Below are 22,669 nucleotides of genomic sequence, written 5' to 3'. Positions count from 1 at the left end.
GTGGTCGATGAACCGGTCTCGCCCGGTAATTTGCGCTTAGCTGTAGGGATAACCCGAGGCGCGCGTAGGTTCCGAATCGCCACAGCGACGCCCCTTCAGAACACCGTGAGTCTGAGGACATTCGCAATGCTGACCCTCAACATCAATGGCAAGGACCAGGCGCTGGATGTCCCCGCGGACATGCCGCTCCTGTGGGTCCTGCGCGATGTCGCGCACCTGACCGGCACCAAATTCGGTTGCGGCATCGCCCAGTGCGGGGCTTGCACCGTACACGTCGATGGTGCGCCACTGCGTTCCTGCATCACGCCGGCCACAGCGGTGGCCAACGGGCAAAAAATCCTCACCATCGAAGGTCTGTCTACCGACGGTTCGCACCCGGTGCAACAGGCTTGGGCCGAACTCGATGTGGTCCAGTGCGGTTACTGCCAGTCCGGGCAGATCATGTCGGCCGCCGCGTTGCTGGCGAAAATTCCCAAGCCCACCGACAGCGACATCGATCAGGCGCTTTCCGGCAACATCTGCCGCTGCGGCACCTACCCAAGGATCCGCGCAGCGGTCAAACGCGCCGCCGAGATCGGTTGATGCCACGTTGACGGGAGTCTGAACAATGAACAGCCTCAACCCTCTGTCACGCCGCGGTTTCCTCAAGGGCAGCGCGGTGCTGGGCGGTGGTCTGGTGGTGGCGTTTGTCATCCCCGGTGGTCATCGCTTTGCCATGGGCGCCGAGAATCAAGGCAATGTTTTTGCGCCCAATGCGTTTTTACGGATCGGCAATGACAACAGCGTCACCATGCTGCTCGGCCATTCGGAAATGGGTCAGGGCATCTGGACCGGCCTGACCATGTTGATCGCCGAAGAACTGGACGCCGACTGGTCGAAGATCCGTGTCGAACATGCACCGGCTTCAGCCGCCGAGTATGGCCTGGCCGGGTTTGGCGGGATGCAAATTACCGGTGGTTCGACGTCGACCTGGATGGAGTTCGACCGCTACCGTCAGGCCGGTGCAGCGGCGCGTTTGATGTTGATCGACGCGGCGGCCAAACGCTTCAACGTCGCTCCGTCCGGGATTCGCACCGAATCGGGTGTAGTGATTGCCGGTGACCAACGCGCCACCTACGGCGAACTGGCCGATGACGCCGGCAAGCTGCCGGTGCCGGATCCGGCGTCGATCAAGCTCAAGGAGTCCAAGGACTGGAAAATCATCGGCAAACCGACCAAGCGCCTGGACACGCCGGAGAAAATCACCGGCCGCGCCAAGTTCGGCATGGATGTGCAGTTCGACGGCCTGATGACCGCCATGGTTGCGCGTTCACCGGTGTTCGGTGGCAGCGTCAAATCCTTCGAAGGCGCCGAAGCGCTGGCGATCCCGGGCGTGCACAAAGTGGTGCAGGTGCCCACCGGGGTGGCGGTGATTGCCGACCATTACTGGGCGGCGAAGCTGGGGCGCGATGCGTTGAAGATCGATTGGGACCTGGGGCCGAACACCGGGCTCGACAGTCAGAATCTGCTGGAAAGCTTCCGCAAACTCGCCGCCACCCCTGGCGCGTCGGCCAGTCAGGCCGGTGATGTCGCGGCGGGTCTGGGTAAAGCGGCGAAGACCATCGATGTCGAGTACAGTGTGCCGTACCTGGCCCACGCGCCGATGGAGCCGCTCAACTGCACAGTGAAAATCACCCAAGACAAATGCGAAATCTGGACCGGCACCCAGTTTCAGACGCTGGATCAAATGGTCGCCGGGAAAATCACCGGGCTCAAACCCGAGCAGGTGGAGATTCATACCGAGTTTCTCGGCGGTGGTTTCGGCCGCCGCGCCAATCCGACCTCGGACTTTGTTGCTGAAGCCGTGGAAGTCGCCAAGGCAGCGGGCGCGCCGGTAAAAACCGTCTGGTCCCGGGAGGATGACATTCGCGGTGGTTACTACCGCTCCGCGTTCCTCCATCAGGCCCGCATTGGCCTCGATGCCGGCGGCCTGCCGATCGCCTGGAAGCATGTGATGGTCGGGCAGTCGATCATGGCGGGCACGTCATTCGAGGCGACCATGGTCAAGAATGGCATCGACAAGACCTCGGTCGAAGGGGTTGCCGACAGTCCGTACCTTGAGGGGTTGGTGAATCACCAGGTGGATCTGCATTCGCCGCAAACCGGCATCCGCGTGCTCTGGCTGCGTTCGGTCGGGCACACCCACACCGCGTTCGTGATGGAGTCGCTGATCGACGAACTGGCCGAGGCGGCCGGCAAGGATCCGGTCGAGTACCGACGAACCTTGCTCAAGGACCATCCTCGGCATCTTGGCGTGCTGAACCTGGCCGTCGAGAAAGCCAACTGGAAGGCGCCACTGCCGGACGGCCATGCGTTGGGTGTTGCGGTGCATGAGTCTTTCGGCAGTTATGTTGCCCAAGTGGCCGAGGTGTCCCAGGACAACCTGGCGATCCGCGTGCATCGGGTGGTGTGTGCGGTGGATTGCGGCATTGCGGTCAACCCGATGAGCATCGCGGCGCAAATGGAATCGGCCATCACCTTCGGCCTCGGGTTTACCTTGCACAGCAAACTGACCTTCAAGAACGGCCAAGTGGTGCAGTCCAATTACCACGACTATCAAGTGCTGCGGCTCAACGAAATGCCGGTGGTGGAAGTGCATATCGTGCCCAGCAGCGACAAACCCGGCGGCATCGGCGAGGCCGGTGTGCCGCCCACGGCGCCGGCAGTGGCCAACGCGGTGTTCGCCCTGACTGGCCAGCGCTTGCGGGAACTGCCGCTGCAACTGTCGGGGGTGTGAGATGAGACGACATCTGATTCTTGGCGCGGTGGTATTGATCGGCCTGATCGCCTACGCCGAGGACCTGTTTGCTGACGATAAGGAAGCGATCAAGGCGTTCGATACCGTGCAAAAGGTCTTTCAGAGCCCGCGCTGCCAGAACTGCCATATCCCCGGCGATTCGCCGTTGCAATTCGACGCCGGGATTCCTCACGCAATGAACGTCGTGCGGGGCATGGACGGCAAGGGCGCGGCGGGTTTGCCCTGCGCTACCTGCCACGCCGAAAGTAATCCGCCGGCCAGTTATGGGGCTCACGCACCGCCGGGGGCGCCGCACTGGAGCCTGCCGCCCGCCGTGCACAAAATGGCCTGGATCGGTCTGCCGGCCGACCAGTTGTGCGCCATGATCAAGGACCGCTCCAGCAACGGAGATCGCGACTTCGCCGCGCTGATCAAGCATGTCAGCGACGACAAATTGGTGCTTTGGGGCTGGAATCCGGGTCAGGGAAGGGCGCCGGTCCCGGTGCCGCACGATATTTTCGTCACCCAGTTCAAACGCTGGGCAGACGCGGGAGGGCCATGTCCGGTCGTGGGTAGTTGACCGGCGGTCCGTTAACAGGGAGTCAAACCGGGTATGGACGACTCTAAGAAATATACCCGCCAATGGAGTGAGTAATGCTGATCCCAGGCAAACCGGTAAAACCAGGCGCGTGCGCCGACCCGTTGCGCACGCCACTGCAGGAGCGCGAGCTGCTGCGTGACTTGGCCCGCAAGGCCGAGGAGGAGTTGATGGGCGTGCAGATGGCGAGCATGGACGAGTTGACGCTGCTCTCCAACCGACACGGTTTTACAGCGCTGGCCCAACAAGGGCTGGATGTCTGCCACCAGCTGAAAAAGCCAGCGACGCTGCTGCTCTTCAACATAGATGACTTCAAGCACATCAACTATCTCTATGGTCGTTCCGAGGGCGACAACGCCCTGAAAACCTTCGCTGATGTGCTGCGAATTGCCTTTCGCGAGAGCGATGTGATCGGCCGGTTGGGCAGCGACAAATTCGTCGCGTTACTGACCGGCTCAAGCGTTGTGGAAATACCCGCGATCAGGGCGCGACTCGAAGAAATACTCGAAGAGCGCAATGCCACGGTGCATCGCGGTTATGACATCCGCTTCAGCATCGGACAACTCGAGTGCAACCCTGAGCTTCCCGGCTCGATCGAGGAGCTGATGGAACAGGCCGATGCGTTCACTTGGCAAACAACTGAGCCACATCCTTGAATGCCTTGAACTCAAGCGCGTTGCCGCACGGATCGAAGAGAAACATCGTCGCTTGCTCACCTACCAAGCCCTGAAAGCGAATGCCCGGTTCGATCACGAATCGGGTATCGAGGGCTTTTAGGCGTTCGGCCAGAGCCTCCCATTCGTTCATCCCCAACACCACACCAAAATGCGGCACCGGCACGTCATGACCGTCGACAGCATTGGTGTGCGCGGCTTCTTGAGAAGCGTTTTTCGGCGCCAGGTGAATGACCAGCTGATGGCCGAAAAAATTGAAATCGACCCAATGATCGCTTGAGCGACCTTCTTCCAGTCCGAACACTTCGCCATAAAAATTGCGCGCGGCAGTCAGGTCGTAGACCGGGATGGCCAGGTGAAAAGGGGAGAGTTGCATCGGAGGTGCCTCGGCTGTATGGATTCAGATTGAGTTTAGCCCTGTGCTTTTTGATTAAAAGACGATAATTTTTGCATCGAGCTCAAATTATTTCGATTAATCGAGAATGCCATGCTGCGGGAACTGAAAACCTTCATTGCGGTGACGCGCTACGGCACGTTTGCCGCGGCCGGTATGCACATTGGCCTGACCCAGTCGGCCGTCAGCGCGCAGATTCGCAATCTGGAACAGGCCCTGGGTATTCGTTTGTTCGACCGCACCGGACGTCAGGCGCTGCTCAATGCGGCGGGCCAGCGCGCATTGCCAATGGCCAGGGAAATGCTGGAGACCTTCAGCCGCATGGCGGTCAGCGATGATGTCAGTGAGTATCGCGGCGAGTTGAAAATAGGCGCGGTGGCCACGGCCCAGACCGGACTGCTGCCGCAGGCGTTGCTTCGACTGAGGCAACAGGCGCCGTTGCTCGAGCCGAAACTGGTGCCCGGTGTGTCGCTGAACCTGTTGAGTCAGGTGGACACCGGTGAGGTGGATCTGGCGATCCTGATCAAGCCGCCGTTCGAGTTGCCCAAAGAACTGTCAGCGCAGGTCATCCGCAAGGAACCGTTTGTATTGATCGTGCCAGCGGACCTGGAAGGCGATGAGCCGTTGCAGATCCTCGCGAGCCATCCGCATGTGCGCTACGACCGCAACTCGTTCGGTGGAAGACTGGTAACGCGGTTTTTGCGTGAGCAGCAGATTGATGTGCAGGTGGCTTTGGAGCTGGATGAGCTGGAAGCCATCGTGAAGATGGTTGAATGCGGGTTGGGCGTGTCGCTGCTTCCCAAGGCGGGGTTATGGCTTGAGCATGGGGCGAAGGTCCGGATCATTCCGTTGGGGGCGTTGACGTTCTACCGCGAGATCGTCCTGTTGCAGCGCTATAGCCAGCGCACACAGCCGATCCAGCAGCTATTTTCCAGCTGCCTGACACATATTTCCGGCTAAACACCAAACCCTGTGGGAGCGAGCCTGCTCGCGATAGCGGACTAACCGTCAAAATTGATGTCGACTGACTCTCCGCCATCGCGAGCAGGCTCGCTCCCACAGGAAATCTACATCAGGCCTGAAATCGCAGGCCGTGGTGTTGAAGCCACCGTCCACGTACATGATCTCGCCGCTGATGCCGGACGCCAGGTCCGAGCACAGGAAGGCGTACTCGCCTTGGAAGGCTAAATACGGGCTAAAAGGCTTGTACGGACCGCCAATTGGCTCTGAAAGATATTAGTACTGTTATTTATGACAGTAGCCGCTACTTCCAGCTTTGCGCGACAGTGAGGTGAACCAACTGACATCAGATCAGAGGCGCATCCGCTATGCACAACGAGGATGTTCCATTCTTTTCAGAGGATTGAAACATGACGAAGCTGGATAAAGCACTAGCGCCTCGAAAACCAGGTGACCTGGATTTGACCTTCGGCCAAAACGGTACAGTGGATGTTCCTGTGCGAGCCGAGATTCGAGCACTGATAGAGGATGACGGGGGGCTTGTCTATGTTCAATGGGTGAGTGGTGAGTGCTGGTTGAGCCGGGCTTTTTCAGACGGTACGGCGGATCCGGATTTTGGTGATGGGAGTGTCGCCAAATGGCGCTTTGATAATACTCAAAGCTCAAGGCCCGTACGGCTGATACGGCAAACGGATGGCAAAATTCTATTGATTGGCGCAACGCAAAGTACTCCGGAAAGGGAGCGTACAGCCATCACGCGGTTCAATCCCAGTGGCAGTCCGGACTTGGTCTTCGGTACGAAGATTTTGCCTTTCCCACTGGATCCGACTGAAGTCCTTTTGTTTACCCGTGGCCATGCAGGGTGTCTTCAAAGTGACGGAAAAATTCTGTTGGCATCGGGCTACCAGGTGGGCAACGGCGATTCCAAAATCTTTGAAGCAGGCCGGTTGAATCGTTTGAACAGTGATGGATCACCCGATCGGGGTTTCGGCCTGTTAGGGCACATTGAGGTGCGAATCAGTGGTCAAGACACGGTCATCCGTAGTATTGCCGTGCTGTCGGACAACCGAATTATCGTATTCGGACACACCAGCCGAGGCTTGAACGTAAGGCTTGCGCTGGCGTGTTACTTGCCCTCGGGTCAATTGGATCAGTCGTTTGGCAAACATGGATATTGGGAAGGGGACGAGGGTTCCCTGGGTGACATGACCATACACGCGGACAAAATTGTCTTTACGGGCGTGGGTGAAGGGCCAAATTCGCAAACCATGGTGGTTTACCGGCTGCTAGCCAACGGCGAACCAGATCCGATCTTCAATGATGGGGCGCCATTGTGGATTGATATCCCTGACCTCATAGATGTTCCGTCGAGGATTGAAGTGCAAGCAGATCAAAAAATATTGGTCGGCGGTGCAGCGAGTCGTGGCCCGACTGCCTACATGTTCTGGCTGCGTATCAATGATAACGGTCAATTTGACTCGGACTTTGGTAATGAGGGGATGGTCATCTATGCCGAAGGATTAGTCCGTGACCTGGTTGTTCAAAGCGGCCGTAATCGCATGGTTGTTGCGGGTGATCGCGTTACGCCTGCAGGATTTAAACAGTTGATAGGGGTCCACATCTGACGGCAACACCAGGCAATGTATTAGCCTGAACAAAAAACCCGCCTCAAGAGGCGGGTTTTTTTGTTGGCTACCCGAAGATTACTCTTCCAGGCTACCCATGGCCGTGGTGTTGAAACCACCGTCCACGTACATGATCTCGCCGCTGATGCCGGACGCCAGGTCCGAGCACAGGAAGGCGCCGGCGTTGCCGACTTCGTCGATGGTGACGTTACGACGCAGCGGGGTTTGCGCTTCGTTGGCGGCCAGCATCTTGCGGAAGTTCTTGATGCCGGAAGCAGCGAGGGTACGGATCGGGCCAGCCGATACGCAGTTGACGCGGGTGCCATCCGGGCCCAGGGAGCCGGCCAGGTAGCGAACGCCAGCTTCCAGGGAAGCCTTGGCCATGCCCATCACGTTGTAGTTCGGCATGGTGCGCTCGGCGCCCAGGTACGACAGGGTCAGCAGGCTGCCGTTGCGGCCTTTCATCATTTCGCGGCCGGCTTTGGCCAGGGCCACGAAGCTGTAGGCGCTGATGTCGTGAGCGATGCGGAAACCTTCACGGGTGGTGGCTTCGGTGAAGTCGCCATCCAGTTGGTCACCCGGGGCGAAGCCGACGGAGTGCACGATGCAGTCCAGGCCGTCCCACCTCTTGCCCAGCTCAACGAAAACCTTGGCGATTTCTTCATCGCTGGCCACGTCGCACGGGAAGCACAGGTCAGGGTTGGAACCCCAGCTTTGTGCGAACTCTTCGACACGACCCTTGAGTTTGTCGTTCTGATAAGTGAAGGCAAGCTCAGCGCCCTCGCGATGCATGGCGGCAGCGATGCCGGATGCGATGGACAGCTTGCTGGCGACACCGACGATCAGTACGCGCTTACCGGCGAGAAAACCCATGTGTTGCTCCTCTCTTTCAGGTTATTGCGCAGTGGCTGGGGCCAGGAAAGCGGCTTCCAGCAACTGCTGTGTATACGGATGTTTGGGGGCCGCAAAAATACTTTGCGCGTCTCCCTGTTCGACCACTTGGCCTTGCTTGACCACCATCAGCTGGTGGCTCAGCGCTTTGACGACAGCCAGGTCATGGCTGATAAACAGATACGTCAGGTTGTACTTGGTTTGCAGTGAACGCAAAAGCTCCACCACTTGGCGTTGCACTGTCCGGTCGAGGGCCGATGTCGGCTCGTCCAGCAGAATCAACGCCGGTTTTAGCACTAATGCCCGGGCAATGGCGATTCTCTGCCGCTGCCCACCGGAAAATTCGTGGGGGTAGCGGTGCCGGGTTTCCGGGTCCAGACCTACCTCCTTGAGTGCCGCAATAATCGCTTGTTCCTGTTCCGCCTCGGTGCCCATCTTGTGGATCCGCAGGCCTTCGCCGACGATCTGGCTCACGCACATCCGTGGGCTCAGGCTGCCGAACGGGTCCTGAAACACCACCTGCATCTCCCGCCGCAGCGGTCGAACCTGTTGCTGCGTCAGGCAGTCTAGCTGCTTGCCTTCAAAACGGATGGCACCTTTGCTGCCGATCAGCCGCAAAATCGCCAAACCCAGTGTCGACTTGCCCGAACCGCTTTCTCCCACAATCCCCAGGGTCTGGCCCTGAGGCAGGCTGAAATTGATTCCGTCCACCGCCTTGATGTGGTCGACGGTCTTTTTCAGAAAGCCTTTCTTGATCGGGAACCAGACTTTCAGGTCCTCGACTTGCAGCAATGGCGGGCCAATCACATTGGTCGCCGGCTTGCCGCTGGGCTCCGCTGCCAGCAGTTCCCGAGTGTACGGATGCTGCGGTGCGCGGAACAACTCTTCGCACGATGCCTGTTCGACGATGCAACCGCGCTGCATGACACATACGCGATGCGCAATTCTTCGCACAAGGTTCAAATCGTGACTGATCAGTAGCAGCGCCATGCCCAATCGGGCCTGTAATTCCTTGAGCAACTCGAGGATTTTCAGCTGGACGGTGACGTCCAGCGCGGTGGTCGGCTCGTCGGCGATCAGCAGTTCCGGCTCGTTGGCCAGGGCCATGGCAATCATCACCCGCTGCCGCTGGCCGCCAGACAATTCATGGGGCAGGGCCTTGAGGCGGTTCTCGGGCTCCGGGATGCCGACCATTTCCAGCAGCTCCAGAGTACGCTTGGTCGCGACTTTGCCGATCAGGCCCTTGTGGATGCTCAACACCTCGTTGATCTGTTTCTCGATCGAGTGCAGCGGATTGAGCGAGGTCATGGGCTCCTGGAAGATCATCGCGATCCGGTTGCCGCGGATGTGGCGGATGGTTTTCTCTTTCAGGCTCAGCAGGTTCTGCCCGGAATACTCGATGGTCCCGGACGGATGCCGGGCGAGCGGGTAGGGCAACAGCCGCAGGATCGAGTGCGCCGTCACCGATTTGCCGGAGCCACTTTCACCCACCAGCGCCAGGGTTTCCCCGCGCTTGATGTCGAAGCTCACGCCTTCGACCACCCGTTGAACGCGCTCGCCAACGACAAATTCGACGGCCAGGTCGCGCACTTCGATCAGATTGTCCTGATTCATTTCACTTCCTCGGGTCGAAGGCATCGCGAGCGGACTCGCCGATGAACACCAGCAAACTCAACATCAACGCCAGCACGGCAAACGCGCTCATGCCGAGCCATGGTGCTTGCAGGTTGGATTTGCCCTGGGCCACCAGCTCACCGAGGGACGGACTGCCTGCCGGCAAACCGAAGCCGAGGAAATCCAGGGCGGTCAGGGTGCCGATGGCGCCGGTCAGGATGAACGGCATGAAGGTCATGGTCGAGACCATGGCATTGGGCAGGATGTGGCGGAACATGATCGCTCCGTTTTGCATCCCCAACGCCCGCGCGGCGCGCACGTATTCCAGATTACGCCCTCGCAGGAATTCGGCGCGGACCACGTCCACCAGGCTCATCCACGAGAACAGCAGCATGATCCCCAGCAACCACCAGAAGTTCGGCTGGACGAAACTGGCGAGAATGATCAGCAGGTACAGCACCGGCAGCCCGGACCAGATCTCCAGAAAGCGCTGCCCGGCCAAATCCACCCAGCCTCCGTAGAAACCCTGCAAGGCCCCGGCAATCACGCCGATGATCGAGCTGAAAATGGTCAGGGTCAGGGCGAACAGCACCGAAATCCGGAAACCATAAATCACCCGCGCCAGCACATCGCGGCCCTGATCGTCGGTGCCCAACAGGTTGTCAGTTGAAGGTGGCGCAGGTGCCGGGACTTTCAGGTCGTAGTTGATGCTTTGATAGCTGTAGGGAATCGGCGCCCACAGCACCCAGGCGTCTTTTTCCTTGAGCAATTCGCGGATGTACGGGCTCTTGTAGTTGGCTTCCAGCGGGAATTCGCCGCCGAAGGTGGTTTCCGGGTAACGCTTGAGCGCCGGGAAGTACCAGCCGTTGTCGTAGTGCACCACCAGCGGTTTGTCGTTGGCGATCAGCTCGGCGCCGAGGCTCAGCCCAAACAACAGCAGAAACAGCCACAGCGACCACCAGCCACGCTTGTTGGCCTTGAACAGTTCGAAACGTCGGCGATTGAGAGGGGACAGGTTCATCTCAATGCTCCCGGCTTTCGAAGTCGATGCGCGGATCGACAAAGGTGTAGGTGAGGTCGCCGATCAGTTTCACCACCAATCCCAACAGGGTGAAGATGAACAACGTGCCAAAGACCACCGGGTAATCACGGTTGATCGCGGCCTCAAAACTCATCAGCCCGAGGCCGTCGAGGGAGAAGATCACTTCCACCAGCAACGAGCCAGTGAAGAAGATGCCGATAAACGCCGACGGGAACCCGGCGATCACCAGCAGCATGGCGTTGCGGAACACATGGCCGTAGAGCACGCGGTGATTGGTCAGGCCCTTGGCCTTGGCGGTGACCACGTACTGTTTGTTGATTTCGTCGAGGAAGCTGTTTTTGGTCAGCAGGGTCATGGTCGCGAAGTTGCCGATCACCAGCGCCGTCACCGGCAATGCCAAGTGCCAGAAGTAATCGAGAATTTTGCCGCCCATGCTCAACTCGTCGAAGTTGTTGGAGGTCAGCCCTCTGAGCGGGAACCAGTCGAAATAACTGCCCCCGGCGAACACCACGATCAACAGGATGGCGAACAGGAACGCCGGGATCGCATAGCCGACGATGATTGCCGAACTGGTCCAGACGTCGAAGTGGCTGCCGTGTCGCGTCGCCTTGGCGATCCCCAGCGGGATCGACACCAGGTACATGATCAGCGTGCTCCACAGCCCGAGGGAGATCGACACCGGCATCTTTTCCTTGATCAGGTCGATAACCTTGGCGTCACGGAAGAAGCTGTCGCCGAAATCCAGCGTGGCGTAGTTCTTGATCATGATCCACAAGCGTTCCGGCGCCGATTTATCGAAGCCGTACATGTGCTCGATTTCCTTGACCAGCATCGGGTCCAGGCCCTGGGCGCCGCGATAGGCGGAGCCGGCCACCGAGACTTCGGCACCGCCGCCAGCGATGCGGCTGGTGGCGCCTTCGAAGCCTTCGAGCTTGGCGATCATCTGCTCCACCGGCCCGCCGGGGGCGGCCTGGATGATCACGAAGTTGATCAGCAGAATGCCGAGCAACGTCGGGATGATCAGCAGCAGTCGCCGAAAAATATACGCCAGCATCTGATTACTCCGTGCCCGCAGGGTCGGCTTGCAGTTTGGTTTCGACTTCTATGGCCGGGGTAGCGTCTGGCTTGACCCACCAGGTGTTAATGCCGATGTCGTACTTGGGTGAAACTTTCGGATGACCGATGTGGTTCCAATACGCCACGCGCCAGGTCTTGATGTACCAGTTGGGGATCACGTAATAACCCCATTGCAGCACGCGGTCCAGTGCGCGGGCGTGGGCCACCAGGCTTTTGCGCGAATCGGCGTTGATCAGTTGCTCGACCAATTGGTCCACCACCGGGTCTTTCAGGCCCATGGAATTGCGGCTGCCGGGTTTGTCGGCGGCGTCAGACATCCAGAATTCACGCTGTTCATTGCCCGGTGAATTGGACTGCGGGAAGCTGCCGACAATCATGTCGAAGTCCCGTGAACGCACGCGGTTGATGTACTGCGAGACGTCGACCCGGCGGATCACCAGGTCAATCCCCAAGTCGCTCATGTTGCGCTTGAACGGCAGAAGCACCCGCTCGAATTCGGTCTGGGCCAACAGGAACTCGATGGTCACCGGTTTGCCGTTGGCGTCGACCATCTTGTCATCGACGATCCGCCAGCCCGCCTCTTGCAGCAGTTGATAGGCTTTGCGCTGCTGGGTGCGGATCATGCCGCTGGCGTCAGTCACCGGGTTCTGGAACGCCTCGCTGAACACCTGCTCGGGAATCTTGCTGCGGAACGGGTCGAGGATCGCCAGTTGATCAGCGTCCGGCAGGCCGCTGGCAGCCATTTCCGAATTTTCGAAAAAACTGCGGGTGCGCGCGTAGGCACCGTTGAACAGTTGTTTGTTGGTCCATTCGAAGTCCAGCAACAGGGTCAGGGCCTGGCGCACGCGCACGTCGTGGAACACCGGGCGGCGCAGGTTGAATACAAAACCTTGCATGCCGGTGGGGTTGCCGTTGGGGATCTGTTCCTTGATCAACCGGCCCTCGGTGACGGCCGGAATGTTGTAGGCGTTGGCCCAGTTCTTGGCTGCCATTTCGAGCCAGTAATCGAACTGCCCGGCCTTGAGTGCTTCCAGGGCCACAGTGTTGTCGCGGTAGTAGTCGGTGGTCATCACGTCGAAGTTGTAGAACCCGCGGTTCGCCGGCAGGTCCTTGGCCCAGTAATTCTTGACCCGCTCATAGCGCACCGAACGCCCGGCCTTGACTTCGCTGACCTTGTACGGGCCGCTGCCCAACGGTATTTCCAGGTTGCCCTTGGTGAAATCGCGCGTCGCCCACCAATGTTTGGGCAACACCGGCAACTGGCCGAGGATCAGCGGCAGCTCTCGGTTGTTGTTGTGTTTGAACTTGAACAGCACCGTCAGCGGATCTTCAGCGACCACTTCCTCGACATCGCTGTAGTAACCGCGGTACAGCGGCGCGCCGTCCTTGATCAGGGTCTGGAAACTGAACACCACGTCCTCGGCGCGCATCGGATGCCCGTCGTGGAAGCGCGCTTCGGGGCGCAGGTAGAAACGCACCCAGCTGTTGTCCGGGGCTTTTTCGATCTTGCCGGCGACCAGGCCGTACTCGGTGAACGGTTCATCCAGGCCCTGTTTGGCCAGGGTGTCGTAGATCATGCTGATGTCGTCGGCCGCGACACCCTTGTTGATGAAGGGGTTGAGGCTGTCAAAGCCGCCGAAACCGGCCTGACGGAAGATCCCGCCCTTGGGCGCGTCGGGGTTCACGTAATCGAAGTGTTTGAAATCGGCCGGGTATTTCGGCGGCTCGTTGTACAGGGTCAGGGCATGTTGCGGAGCGGCACAGGCCAGCCCGGCGAACAACAGACCGCTGGCCTGCAAGAGCAGGTTGCGTACGGGTTTCATCGATCTTTCTCCGAAGATTTCAGCCACCATGCGCTCAGGCCCAACGTGTAGGGCGGCGTGGTGACGAAGGCGAACCGGTTGCGGTAGGCCAGGCGGTGATAATTGAGATACCAGTTGGGAATGATGTAGTGCTGCCACAGCAACACCCGGTCCAGGGCCTTGCCGGCGGCGACCTGTTCATCGCGGGTCTGGGCGGCGAGCAATAGTTCGAGTAAATGGTCGACCACCGGATTGGCAATACCGGCGTAGTTTTTGCTGCCCTTGACCCCTACCTGGCTTGAATGGAAGTACTGCCATTGTTCCAGGCCCGGACTGAGCGTCTGGTTGAGGGTCATCAGGATCATGTCGAAATCGAACTGATCGAGGCGTTGTTTGTACTGGGCGCGATCGACCGTGCGCAGCCGAGCGTCGATGCCGATGCTGGCGAGGTTCTCGACGTAAGGCTGAAGGATGCGCTCCAGGTTCGGGTTGACCAGCAGGATCTCCAAACGCAACGGTTGGCCTGCGGCGTTCTGAACATGCTGGCCACTGAGCTTCCAGCCGGCCTCGGCAAGCAGGCCCAGGGCCTTGCGCATGGTTTCCCGGGGGATGCCGCGCCCTTGGGTCTGCGGCAGGCTGAACGGCTCGGTGAAGAGCTTGGCGGGCAACTGCTCGCGATACGGCGTCAGCATCAACCATTCATGGCCGACCGGAAGGCCCGTCGCGGAGAACTCGCTGTTGGGGTAGTAACTCATGGCGCGTTTGTAGGCGCCGCTGAACAGCGTGCGGTTGGTCCACTCGAAGTCGAACATCAGGCCCAGCGCTTCACGGACCTTGGTCTCGGAGAAGGCCGGGCGTCGGGAGTTCATGAACAGACCCTGGCTCTGGGTCGGGATCTGATGCGGAATTTGCGCCTTGATGACGTCGCCGCGTCGCACCGCCGGGAAGCTGTAGCCGTTTTCCCAGTTCTTCGCCTGGTGCTCGATATAGATGTCGAATTCGCCGGCCTTGAAGGCTTCGAACGCGACGTCGCTGTCGCGGTAGAACTCGACTTCCATGCGATCGAAGTTGTATTTGCCGCGATTGACCGGCAGGTCCTTGCCCCAGTAATCCTTGACCCGTTCGAAAATGATCTGACGCCCAGGCACTACCGACGTCATGCGATACGGTCCGCTGCCCAGTGGCGGTTCGAAGGTGGTGGCCTTGAAGTCACGACCTTTCCAGTAATGCTGGGGCAGCACCGGCAATTCACCCAGGCGCAGGATCAGCAACGGATTGCCGGCGCGCTTGAAGACGAAACGAATGCGCTGCGGATTAAGGATGTCGACCCGCGACACTTCCTGAAGGTTGGTGCGGTATTGCGGATGGCCTTCCTTGAGCAGCAATCGGTAGGAAAACGCCACGTCATAGGCGGTAATCGGCGTGCCATCGTGGAAGCGCGCTTCGGGGCGCAGGTTGAACACCACCCAGCTGCGGTCTTCGCTGTATTCCACCGATTGGGCGATCAGGCCATAGCTGGAGGTCGGTTCATCGCCGGACTGCGCGTACTGGCCGGTGCCGACCATCAGCGGTTCGTTGAGCTCGTTGATGCCGTATTGCAGGAAATTCGGCGTGGAAACCGGACTTGAACCCTTGAAGGTGTAGGGATTGAGCGTATCGAAGGTGCCAAACGCCATCACCCGCAACGTACCGCCCTTGGGCGCTTGCGGGTTGACCCAGTCGAAGTGGGTAAATCTGGCCGGGTACTTGAGCGTGCCGAATTGCGCATAACCATGGCTTTCGCTGATCGTCGCGCTTGCGGGGGAGCTCAAGGCCAGGCTGATCAGGAGCAGGAGGAGGGGACGCTTCAAGTCAGGGATCCGATCCAGGCGGCTTGGGCTTTGTGGCCCGTACAGTAACAGCTTGTATCGACAGGAAAAAGACGGGGGCTTAATGCGGGGGCGGGGCGAAAAAAAGATCGCAGCCTGCGGCAGCTCCTACACCGATCATGTACACCCGCGATTGATCGGATGTACGCATTATCTGTAGGAGCTGCCGAAGGCTGCGATCTTTTTCGGTTTCACATCAATCAGCGTGGGGAAGCCACCGTCAGCATCTGACCGGGCTTCAGCGCCTGGCCAACACGTGGGTTCCAGCGCTTGAGGTGCTGCATTTCAACGTTGAAACGCTTGGCCACCATGTACAGCGAGTCGCCTTGCTGGACCTTGTACTGGGTCTGCGGCTTCTGTTTGTCAGCTTTGCTGTTCGCGGCTACGACAGTGTTGACGCGTCCGGAAGAGCGCTTGGCAGTGTCCTGCATGACCAGTGTCTGGCCGGCCTTGAGGTTCTTGCCGGTCAGCTTGTTCCAGCGCTGCAGGTCCTTGACGTCGACCTTGTTGGCCTTGGCGATGGCGGCCAGGTTGTCGCCGCGTTTGACGCGGTAGGCACGTTTGAGGCTGGCGATTTCGGAGTCGTCCGAGCCTTCGAATACCGGCTTGAGCGGCTTCTTGCTGATCAACTCTTCAGGACGCATGGTCGACAGGCTGGCGGTCAGCAGTTGCGCCTTGGACGTTGGCACCAGCAAATGCTGGGGGCCATCGATGGTGGTGCGCTGCTTGAAGGCCGGGTTGAGCTGGAACAGTTCGTCTTCGTCGATGTTAGCCACCGCGGCGACCTTGGACAGGTCCATGCGCTGGTTGATTTCGACGACCTGGAAGTACGGTTCGTTGGCGATCGGGTTCAGGTTCACGCCGTAGGCTTCAGGTGCCAGCACCACTTGCGACAGGGCCAGCAGCTTTGGCACGTAGGCCTGGGTTTCGGCCGGCAGCGGCAGGTTCCAGTAATCGGTCGGCAAGCCGAGCTTTTCGTTGCGCTCGATGGCCCGGCTGACCGTGCCTTCGCCGGCGTTGTAGGCCGCCAGGGCCAGCAGCCAGTCGCCGTTGAACATGTCGTGCAGGCGGGTCAGGTAATCCATGGCCGCGGTGGTCGAGGCGGTGATATCGCGACGGCCATCATAGAAACGGGTTTGACGCAGGTTGAAGTAACGCCCGGTGGAAGGGATGAATTGCCACAAGCCAACCGCATCGGCCCGGGAATAGGCCATCGGGTTGTAGGCGCTTTCAATCACTGGCAGCAGCGCCAGTTCCAGCGGCATGTTGCGTTCTTCAAGGCGTTCGACGATGTAGTGAATGTAGAGGCTGCCGCGTTCGCCGGCGTTTTCGAGGAAGGACGGGTTGCTGGCGAACCACAGGCGTTGTTGCTCGATGCGCGGGTTGACGCCCAGGTTGTCCTGCAACTGGAAGCCTTGGCGCATGCGCTCCCAGACATCTTGTGGAATTTGTGGAGTCGGTTTTTCGCTGAGCCAGATAGGTTTCTGCTTGGCCCGGGCGGCGATGTTCGGAGTGTGTGCCGCGTCGGTCTGCGGCACATGACTTGAGCAGCCCGCCAGAGTGGCGGACACAGCCACCGCGATGGCTTGAGCCAAGCGGGTCAATGCGTCTGAATTGATGGCTTTACGAATAGATGACGACATTGGCTGGAAGTAAGTTCCGGGCAAAAATGTCGGGCGATTCTAGAAAGCGCACCCCCTGCGGTCAACCATTCAGAATTTTCGTACCAACGTGATGGCTACTTAGAACTTATCTTTCCAAGCACGCAGAGCAGCAAAAACCGCACTCGGAGCCCGGTTTTGGGTTCCATTCCGTTCGTCCACTTTTTCTTTAACGGATGTTTCGTCGACACGCAAAAACGGGTTGGTAAGCTTTTCAAGCGCCAGAGTAGAGGGCAGCGTCATGATTCCGGCTTCACGTTGTGCGGTGACTTTTTCCAGACGTGCGGCAGTGTCCGGATTGCCCGGTTCGACCGCTGCGGCAAACTTCAGGTTGCTCAAAGTGTATTCGTGAGTGCAGTAGACCAGCGTATCCTCAGGCAGCGCGGCGAGGCGGGTCAGTGAGGTATGCATCTGCTCCGGTGTGCCTTCGAACAAGCGCCCGCAACCGGCAGCAAACAGGGTGTCACCGCAGAACAGCAAACCGTGATGGTAATAGGCAATATGCCCCAAGGTGTGGCCGGGGACGGCAAAGACATCGAAGTCCCAGCCCAGCACGCTGACGCGGTCGTTATCCTTGAGGGCCACGTCCCGCAGCCGGATGGTTTCGCTGGCCGGACCGTAGACTGTCGCGTCTGTCGCTTTTTTCAGCTGCTCGACGCCGCCGACGTGGTCATGATGATGGTGAGTGATCAAAATATCACTCAACACCCAACCCGGATGCGCTGCGAGCCAGGCCTGCACTGGCGCGGCATCGCCCGGATCGACCACGGCGCAGCGCTGGGTGCGGTGGTCTTGTAACAACCAGATGTAGTTGTCGGTGAAGGCGGGCAGGGCACTGATCTGTATCATCGTCGGATTCGCCAAGCGGAAAACAATGGCGCATCTTAGAACTTCCTGGCGCGTTGGAGAATGCAATGACCGATAAAGCGTTCGCTCAGGCTGATCCTGAATGGCTGACATTGATCAGCGCGGCCCGTGAATGGCTGTCTGGCCCCATCGGGCAATTTCTGCTGGACGAAGAACGTCGCATGCTCGAAGACGAGTTGGGACGGTTCTTCGGTGGCTATCTTGTGCATTACGGCCCGTCGGCCCAGACGCCGCCGTCGGCGCCGCAAGTCCAGCGCAATGTGCGGCTCGGCGCGCCGTTGCCGGGTGTCGAGATCGTCTGCGAAGAGCAGGCGTGGCCGTTGAGCGAGCATGCCGCCGATGTGGTTGTGTTGCAGCATGGGCTGGATTTCTGTCTATCGCCCCACGGTTTGCTGCGTGAAGCGGCGAGCAGCGTGCGGCCCGGCGGGCATCTGCTGATCGTCGGGATCAACCCCTGGAGCACCTGGGGTTTGCGTCACGTGTTTGCTCACGACGCCTTGCGCAAGGCTCGCTGCATCTCCCCGTCGCGAGTCGGTGACTGGCTGAACCTGCTGGGTTTCGCGCTGGAGAAACGCCGCTTCGGGTGCTATCGTCCGCCGCTTGCATCACCCGCCTGGCAGGCTCGTCTGGCCGGTTGGGAGCGCAAGGCCGGTGACTGGCAACTCTCGGGTGGCGGCTTCTATTTATTGGTGGCGCGCAAGATCGTGGTGGGCCTGCGGCCCGTCCGTCAGGAGCGGCGCGAACCGATGGGCAAGCTGATTCCATTGCCGATGGCCAAGGTCAATCGTCGCCGCATCGATCCGTAATACACTTTTTATTTTCCCGGCCGGGTTTGCCCCGGCCTCGGGCATCGTCGATCACCGATCGGCGAGCCACCGCATTTTCTGGATAGATTGGTATGAGCGATAGCGTAGAACTCTTCACCGACGGCGCCTGCAAAGGCAATCCTGGTCCTGGCGGCTGGGGCGCTTTGCTGGTGTGCAAGGGCATTGAAAAAGAACTGTGGGGCGGCGAAGCCAACACCACCAACAACCGCATGGAGCTGATGGGCGCGATCCGTGGCCTTGAAGAACTCAAGCGCTCCTGCGACGTGCTGCTGGTCACCGACTCGCAGTACGTGATGAAAGGCATCAACGAGTGGATGGACAACTGGAAGAAGCGCGGCTGGAAAACCGCCGCGAAAGAACCGGTAAAAAACGCTGATCTGTGGAAGTTGCTGGATGAGCAGGTCAATCGCCACAACGTCACCTGGAAATGGGTGCGCGGGCACATCGGTCACCATGGCAACGAGCGGGCCGACCAATTGGCCAACCGTGGCGTGGATGAAGTGCGCGGGTACAAACAGGCTTGATTCCGGTTCTACCGATGCACCGCGTCGTGGCCAATCGCGAGCAGGCTCGCTCCCATATTTGATCTTCGTTGAGCACAAATTCTGTGAACCCCCGAATTCAATGTGGGAGCGAGCCTGCTCGCGATGGGTGCAACACGGTGTATCTGAAAGACCCCGGCGGGCGTGTTAACATCGCCGCTTTTGCACGAATGACCCGTTGAGAGCTGAGCACTGATGGCCACCAGATCCGTTGTACTCGATACCGAAACCACCGGCATGCCGGTGACCGACGGCCACCGGATTATCGAAATCGGTTGTGTCGAGTTGATCGGTCGGCGCCTGACGGGCCGGCATTTCCACGTTTACCTGCAACCGGACCGCGAGAGTGATGAAGGCGCCATTGGCGTCCACGGCATCACCAACGAATTTTTGGTCGGCAAGCCGCGCTTCACTGAAGTGGCCGATGAGTTCTTTGAATTCATCAAGGGTGCGCAGCTGATCATCCACAACGCGGCGTTCGACGTTGGCTTCATCAACAACGAATTCGCCCTGATGGGCCAGCACGATCGTGCGGACATCACGCAGCACTGCTCGATCCTCGACACCCTGATGATGGCCCGGGAACGTCACCCGGGGCAGCGCAACAGCCTCGACGCCTTGTGCAAGCGCTATGGCGTCGACAACTCCGGTCGTGAACTGCACGGCGCCTTGCTCGACTCCGAGATCCTCGCCGACGTTTACCTGACCATGACGGGCGGCCAGACCAGCCTGTCCCTGGCTGGTAATGCTTCCGACGGCAACGGTTCCGGGGAAGGTGCGGACAATTCCGCCACCGAGATACGTCGTCTGCCGGCTGACCGTCAACCGACGCGGATTATCCGTGCCAGCGAAGATGACCTGGCCCAACACGTGGCACGCCTGGAAACCATCGCCAAATCCGCCGGCGCCCCATCGCTCTGGCAACAACTGGCCGAGGCCAAGGCTCAGGCGTAGGCGCTTCGGAAAAAGATCGCAGCCTCGTTTCACTCGACAGCTCCTACGGGATTACGCATTCCGTTGTAGGAGCTGTCGAGTGAAACGAGGCTGCGATCTGTTGATCTTGATAAGGCGTACCGCGCCCGATGACCCATTTTAGGGCATCACGCTCGCCACATGCGCTCGAACCCTCTACCCTGAGGTGATTGGCGGACCACGGTCTGCCGCCTCAGGACACTGAGCCTCATGTATAAAGATTTGAAATTCCCGGTCCTGATCGTCCATCGCGACATCAAGGCCGACACCGTCGCCGGTGATCGCGTGCGTGGCATCGCCCGGGAGCTGGAGCAGGAAGGCTTCAGCATTGTCTCGGCGGTGGATTACACCGAAGGACGTCTGGTCGCCTCGACCCATCACGGTCTTTCCTGCATGTTGATTGCGGCCGAAGACGCCAGTACTCACTCTCATCTATTGCACAACATGGCCGAACTCATTGGCCTGGCGCGGGTGCGTGCGCCCGACTTGCCGATCTTCGCGCTGGGTGAGCAGGTGACCCTGGAGAATGCACCCGCCGACGCCATGGCCGAACTCAATCAGCTGCGCGGGATTCTTTATCTGTTCGAAGACACCGTGCCTTTTCTGGCCAGGCAGGTCGCCCGAGCGGCACGCAAATATCTGGATGGTCTGCTGCCGCCGTTTTTCAAAGCGCTGGTGCAGCACACGGCCGACTCCAATTATTCCTGGCACACACCCGGCCATGGCGGCGGCGTGGCGTACCACAAGAGCCCGGTGGGTCAGGCGTTTCACCAGTTCTTCGGGGAAAATACCCTGCGTTCCGATTTGTCGGTGTCGGTGCCGGAACTCGGTTCTTTGCTCGATCACACCGGTCCGCTGGCAGAAGCCGAGGCCCGTGCTGCCCGCAATTTCGGCGCCGATCACACGTTCTTTGTGATCAATGGCACCTCGACCGCCAACAAAATCGTCTGGCATTCGATGGTCGCTCGCGATGACTTGGTGTTGGTGGATCGCAACTGCCACAAGTCGATATTGCACTCGATCATCATGACCGGCGCCATTCCGCTGTACCTGTGCCCGGAGCGCAATGAGCTGGGGATCATCGGCCCGATTCCATTAAGCGAATTCAGCCGCGAATCGATTCAGGCCAAGATCGACGCCAGCCCGCTGACCAAGGGCCGAGCGCCCAAGGTCAAGTTGGCGGTGGTGACCAATTCGACGTACGACGGCCTCTGCTACAACGCTGAGCTGATCAAGCAGCAACTGGGCAACAGCGTCGAGGTCTTGCACTTCGATGAGGCCTGGTATGCCTACGCGGCGTTTCACGAGTTCTTCGCCGGGCGTTACGGCATGGGCACTTCCCGCAGTGAAGACGGCCCGCTGGTGTTCACCACCCATTCCACCCACAAACTGCTGGCGGCGTTCAGCCAGGCGTCGATGATTCACGTCCAGGACGGCGGCGCGCGGCAGCTGGATCGGGATCGCTTCAATGAAGCGTTCATGATGCACATCTCTACCTCGCCGCAGTACAGCATCATCGCTTCGCTGGATGTGGCGTCGGCCATGATGGAAGGCCCGGCCGGGCGTTCGCTGTTGCAGGAAATGTTTGACGAAGCGCTGAGCTTTCGCCGGGCGCTGGCCAATTTGCGCCAACACATCGCCGCTGACGATTGGTGGTTTTCCATCTGGCAGCCGCCGTCGGTGGAGGGCATCAACCGTGTGGTCACCGATGACTGGCTGCTGCAACCCGACGCCGACTGGCACGGCTTTGGCGGCGTGACCGACGACTACGTGCTGCTTGATCCGATCAAGGTCACGTTGGTGATGCCGGGCCTGACGGCAGGAGGCGCCCTCAGCGAGCGTGGGATTCCGGCGGCGGTGGTCAGCAAATTCCTTTGGGAACGTGGGTTGGTCGTTGAAAAGACCGGGCTGTATTCATTCCTGGTGTTGTTCTCCATGGGCATCACCAAGGGTAAATGGAGCACGCTGCTGACCGAGTTGCTGGAGTTCAAGCGCAGCTACGATGCCAATGTCAGCCTCGCGACGTGCCTGCCGTGCGTGGCACAAGAGAATGTCGCGCGCTATCAGGGCATGGGGTTGCGCGATCTGTGCGATCAATTGCACGCCTGCTATCGCAGTAATGCCACGGCCAAACACCTCAAGCGCATGTACACGGTGCTGCCGGAAATCGCCATGAAGCCGTCTGACGCCTATGATCAATTGGTGCGTGGCGACGTTGAAGCGGTGTCGATCGATGCTCTGGATGGGCGGATCGCCGCGGTGATGCTGGTGCCGTACCCGCCGGGGATTCCGTTGATCATGCCCGGCGAGCGCTTTACCGAGTCGACACGCTCGATCATCGATTACCTGGCATTTGCGCGCACGTTCGATAGCAGCTTCCCGGGGTTTGTCGCTGATGTGCACGGATTGCAACACGAAGACGAGGGCAATGGACGGCATTACACCGTTGATTGCATCAAGGAATGAGGACCTTTCCCAG

General features: G+C 59.5%; 19 protein-coding genes and 1 pseudogene. 10 read left to right on the top strand and 10 right to left on the bottom strand.

The annotated features are described in order from the left end of the window. The first annotated feature begins 126 nt into the window (after positions 1–126). The 4 genes from ACYZTZ_RS13895 to ACYZTZ_RS13880 all read left to right on the top strand — a co-directional run bounded on the left by ACYZTZ_RS13895 (position 127) and on the right by ACYZTZ_RS13880 (position 4,030). Positions 127–582, top strand: coding sequence for a (2Fe-2S)-binding protein (locus ACYZTZ_RS13895; RefSeq protein ID WP_046052829.1), 456 nt, complete (start codon positions 127–129; stop codon positions 580–582). Between the two features lie 25 nt (positions 583–607). Then, on the top strand, positions 608–2,776 hold the full coding sequence (locus ACYZTZ_RS13890; protein ID WP_461998610.1) for a xanthine dehydrogenase family protein molybdopterin-binding subunit: 2,169 nt from the start codon (positions 608–610) through the stop codon (positions 2,774–2,776). 1 nt (position 2,777) lies between these two features. Next, positions 2,778–3,356 carry a hypothetical protein gene (locus ACYZTZ_RS13885; protein WP_461998609.1) on the top strand — a complete coding sequence of 193 codons (579 nt, stop codon included), beginning with the start codon at positions 2,778–2,780 and terminating at the stop codon, positions 3,354–3,356. 74 nt (positions 3,357–3,430) lie between these two features. Beyond that, on the top strand, positions 3,431–4,030 hold the full coding sequence (locus ACYZTZ_RS13880; protein WP_461998608.1) for a GGDEF domain-containing protein: 600 nt from the start codon (positions 3,431–3,433) through the stop codon (positions 4,028–4,030). Here the strand turns inward: ACYZTZ_RS13880 and ACYZTZ_RS13875 are convergent. Continuing rightward, on the bottom strand, positions 3,999–4,424 hold the full coding sequence (locus ACYZTZ_RS13875; protein ID WP_201187412.1) for a VOC family protein: 426 nt from the start codon (positions 4,422–4,424) through the stop codon (positions 3,999–4,001). The genes ACYZTZ_RS13880 and ACYZTZ_RS13875 overlap by 32 nt on opposite strands. Positions 4,425–4,535: 111 nt before the next feature. Between ACYZTZ_RS13875 and ACYZTZ_RS13870 the strand changes: the two genes are divergently transcribed. Beyond that, the gene (locus ACYZTZ_RS13870; protein ID WP_461998607.1) at positions 4,536–5,402 is read left to right on the top strand and encodes a LysR family transcriptional regulator; all 867 of its coding nucleotides are present in this window, start codon (positions 4,536–4,538) and stop codon (positions 5,400–5,402) included. Between the two features lie 48 nt (positions 5,403–5,450). Here the strand turns inward: ACYZTZ_RS13870 and ACYZTZ_RS13865 are convergent. Continuing rightward, positions 5,451–5,609 (bottom strand): annotated as a pseudogene (locus ACYZTZ_RS13865) (hypothetical protein); the annotation flags it as partial. Positions 5,610–5,812: 203 nt separating this feature from the next. On the opposite strand from ACYZTZ_RS13865, the gene ACYZTZ_RS13860 reads away from it, so the two are divergent. Continuing rightward, on the top strand, positions 5,813–7,027 hold the full coding sequence (locus ACYZTZ_RS13860; protein ID WP_461998606.1) for a hypothetical protein: 1,215 nt from the start codon (positions 5,813–5,815) through the stop codon (positions 7,025–7,027). Positions 7,028–7,105: 78 nt separating this feature from the next. On the opposite strand, the gene fabI is transcribed toward ACYZTZ_RS13860, so the two are convergent. The 8 genes from fabI to gloB form a co-directional block, all read right to left on the bottom strand. Beyond that, complete coding sequence (gene fabI, locus ACYZTZ_RS13855) at positions 7,106–7,900, bottom strand: enoyl-ACP reductase FabI (protein WP_461998605.1); 795 nt, start codon at positions 7,898–7,900, stop codon at positions 7,106–7,108. Between the two features lie 21 nt (positions 7,901–7,921). Then, positions 7,922–9,532 carry an ABC transporter ATP-binding protein gene (locus ACYZTZ_RS13850; RefSeq protein WP_461998604.1) on the bottom strand — a complete coding sequence of 537 codons (1,611 nt, stop codon included), beginning with the start codon at positions 9,530–9,532 and terminating at the stop codon, positions 7,922–7,924. A 1-nt stretch (position 9,533) separates the two neighbouring features. Continuing rightward, the gene (locus ACYZTZ_RS13845) at positions 9,534–10,553 is read right to left on the bottom strand and encodes an ABC transporter permease (RefSeq protein ID WP_046048847.1); all 1,020 of its coding nucleotides are present in this window, start codon (positions 10,551–10,553) and stop codon (positions 9,534–9,536) included. Position 10,554: 1 nt separating this feature from the next. Then, positions 10,555–11,628, bottom strand: a complete 1,074-nt coding sequence (locus ACYZTZ_RS13840) for a microcin C ABC transporter permease YejB (protein ID WP_095128241.1) — start codon at positions 11,626–11,628, stop codon at positions 10,555–10,557. 4 nt (positions 11,629–11,632) lie between these two features. Beyond that, positions 11,633–13,474, bottom strand: coding sequence for an extracellular solute-binding protein (locus ACYZTZ_RS13835; protein WP_461998603.1), 1,842 nt, complete (start codon positions 13,472–13,474; stop codon positions 11,633–11,635). Continuing rightward, on the bottom strand, positions 13,471–15,303 hold the full coding sequence (locus ACYZTZ_RS13830; protein WP_461998602.1) for an extracellular solute-binding protein: 1,833 nt from the start codon (positions 15,301–15,303) through the stop codon (positions 13,471–13,473). The genes ACYZTZ_RS13835 and ACYZTZ_RS13830 overlap by 4 nt, the downstream gene beginning before the upstream one ends. A gap of 218 nt (positions 15,304–15,521) precedes the next feature. Then, positions 15,522–16,964: a transglycosylase SLT domain-containing protein gene (locus ACYZTZ_RS13825; protein ID WP_461998601.1), complete on the bottom strand. Its 1,443-nt coding sequence runs from the start codon at positions 16,962–16,964 to the stop codon at positions 15,522–15,524. A 99-nt stretch (positions 16,965–17,063) separates the two neighbouring features. After that, positions 17,064–17,831, bottom strand: coding sequence for a hydroxyacylglutathione hydrolase (gene gloB / locus ACYZTZ_RS13820; protein ID WP_461998600.1), 768 nt, complete (start codon positions 17,829–17,831; stop codon positions 17,064–17,066). A 65-nt stretch (positions 17,832–17,896) separates the two neighbouring features. On the opposite strand from gloB, the gene ACYZTZ_RS13815 reads away from it, so the two are divergent. The 4 genes from ACYZTZ_RS13815 (at position 17,897) to ACYZTZ_RS13800 (ending at position 22,656) form a co-directional block, all read left to right on the top strand. Continuing rightward, positions 17,897–18,655, top strand: coding sequence for a methyltransferase domain-containing protein (locus tag ACYZTZ_RS13815; RefSeq protein ID WP_008152097.1), 759 nt, complete (start codon positions 17,897–17,899; stop codon positions 18,653–18,655). A gap of 92 nt (positions 18,656–18,747) precedes the next feature. Continuing rightward, positions 18,748–19,200: a ribonuclease HI gene (rnhA, locus tag ACYZTZ_RS13810; RefSeq protein ID WP_008152099.1), complete on the top strand. Its 453-nt coding sequence runs from the start codon at positions 18,748–18,750 to the stop codon at positions 19,198–19,200. A gap of 213 nt (positions 19,201–19,413) precedes the next feature. After that, entirely contained in the window at positions 19,414–20,172 is a 759-nt protein-coding gene (gene dnaQ, locus ACYZTZ_RS13805; RefSeq protein WP_033054619.1) for a DNA polymerase III subunit epsilon, read from the top strand. 228 nt (positions 20,173–20,400) lie between these two features. After that, positions 20,401–22,656: an Orn/Lys/Arg family decarboxylase gene (locus ACYZTZ_RS13800; RefSeq protein WP_461998599.1), complete on the top strand. Its 2,256-nt coding sequence runs from the start codon at positions 20,401–20,403 to the stop codon at positions 22,654–22,656. The last annotated feature ends 13 nt before the right edge of the window (positions 22,657–22,669 follow it).

The organism is Pseudomonas sp. LB3P58 (assembly GCF_054897895.1).
The sequence above is the reverse complement of the archived record's forward strand: the minus strand, read 5'-3'. Positions and strand labels throughout refer to the sequence as shown.

Excerpts from the sequence above, each read along its gene's own strand:
- ACYZTZ_RS13890 (WP_461998610.1), top strand. The coding sequence starts at position 608 with ATGAACAGCCTCAACCCTCTGTCACGCCGCGGTTTCCTCAAGGGCAGC.
- dnaQ (WP_033054619.1), top strand. The coding sequence starts at position 19,414 with ATGGCCACCAGATCCGTTGTACTCGATACCGAAACCACCGGCATGCCG.
- ACYZTZ_RS13895 (WP_046052829.1), top strand. The coding sequence starts at position 127 with ATGCTGACCCTCAACATCAATGGCAAGGACCAGGCGCTGGATGTCCCC.
- ACYZTZ_RS13800 (WP_461998599.1), top strand. The coding sequence starts at position 20,401 with ATGTATAAAGATTTGAAATTCCCGGTCCTGATCGTCCATCGCGACATC.
- ACYZTZ_RS13845 (WP_046048847.1), bottom strand. The coding sequence starts at position 10,553 with ATGAACCTGTCCCCTCTCAATCGCCGACGTTTCGAACTGTTCAAGGCC.
- ACYZTZ_RS13815 (WP_008152097.1), top strand. The coding sequence starts at position 17,897 with ATGACCGATAAAGCGTTCGCTCAGGCTGATCCTGAATGGCTGACATTG.
- rnhA (WP_008152099.1), top strand. The coding sequence starts at position 18,748 with ATGAGCGATAGCGTAGAACTCTTCACCGACGGCGCCTGCAAAGGCAAT.
- ACYZTZ_RS13825 (WP_461998601.1), bottom strand. The coding sequence starts at position 16,964 with ATGTCGTCATCTATTCGTAAAGCCATCAATTCAGACGCATTGACCCGC.
- ACYZTZ_RS13875 (WP_201187412.1), bottom strand. The coding sequence starts at position 4,424 with ATGCAACTCTCCCCTTTTCACCTGGCCATCCCGGTCTACGACCTGACT.
- ACYZTZ_RS13870 (WP_461998607.1), top strand. The coding sequence starts at position 4,536 with ATGCTGCGGGAACTGAAAACCTTCATTGCGGTGACGCGCTACGGCACG.
- ACYZTZ_RS13885 (WP_461998609.1), top strand. The coding sequence starts at position 2,778 with ATGAGACGACATCTGATTCTTGGCGCGGTGGTATTGATCGGCCTGATC.
- ACYZTZ_RS13840 (WP_095128241.1), bottom strand. The coding sequence starts at position 11,628 with ATGCTGGCGTATATTTTTCGGCGACTGCTGCTGATCATCCCGACGTTG.
- ACYZTZ_RS13880 (WP_461998608.1), top strand. The coding sequence starts at position 3,431 with ATGCTGATCCCAGGCAAACCGGTAAAACCAGGCGCGTGCGCCGACCCG.
- gloB (WP_461998600.1), bottom strand. The coding sequence starts at position 17,831 with ATGATACAGATCAGTGCCCTGCCCGCCTTCACCGACAACTACATCTGG.
- ACYZTZ_RS13860 (WP_461998606.1), top strand. The coding sequence starts at position 5,813 with ATGACGAAGCTGGATAAAGCACTAGCGCCTCGAAAACCAGGTGACCTG.
- ACYZTZ_RS13850 (WP_461998604.1), bottom strand. The coding sequence starts at position 9,532 with ATGAATCAGGACAATCTGATCGAAGTGCGCGACCTGGCCGTCGAATTT.
- fabI (WP_461998605.1), bottom strand. The coding sequence starts at position 7,900 with ATGGGTTTTCTCGCCGGTAAGCGCGTACTGATCGTCGGTGTCGCCAGC.
- ACYZTZ_RS13835 (WP_461998603.1), bottom strand. The coding sequence starts at position 13,474 with ATGAAACCCGTACGCAACCTGCTCTTGCAGGCCAGCGGTCTGTTGTTC.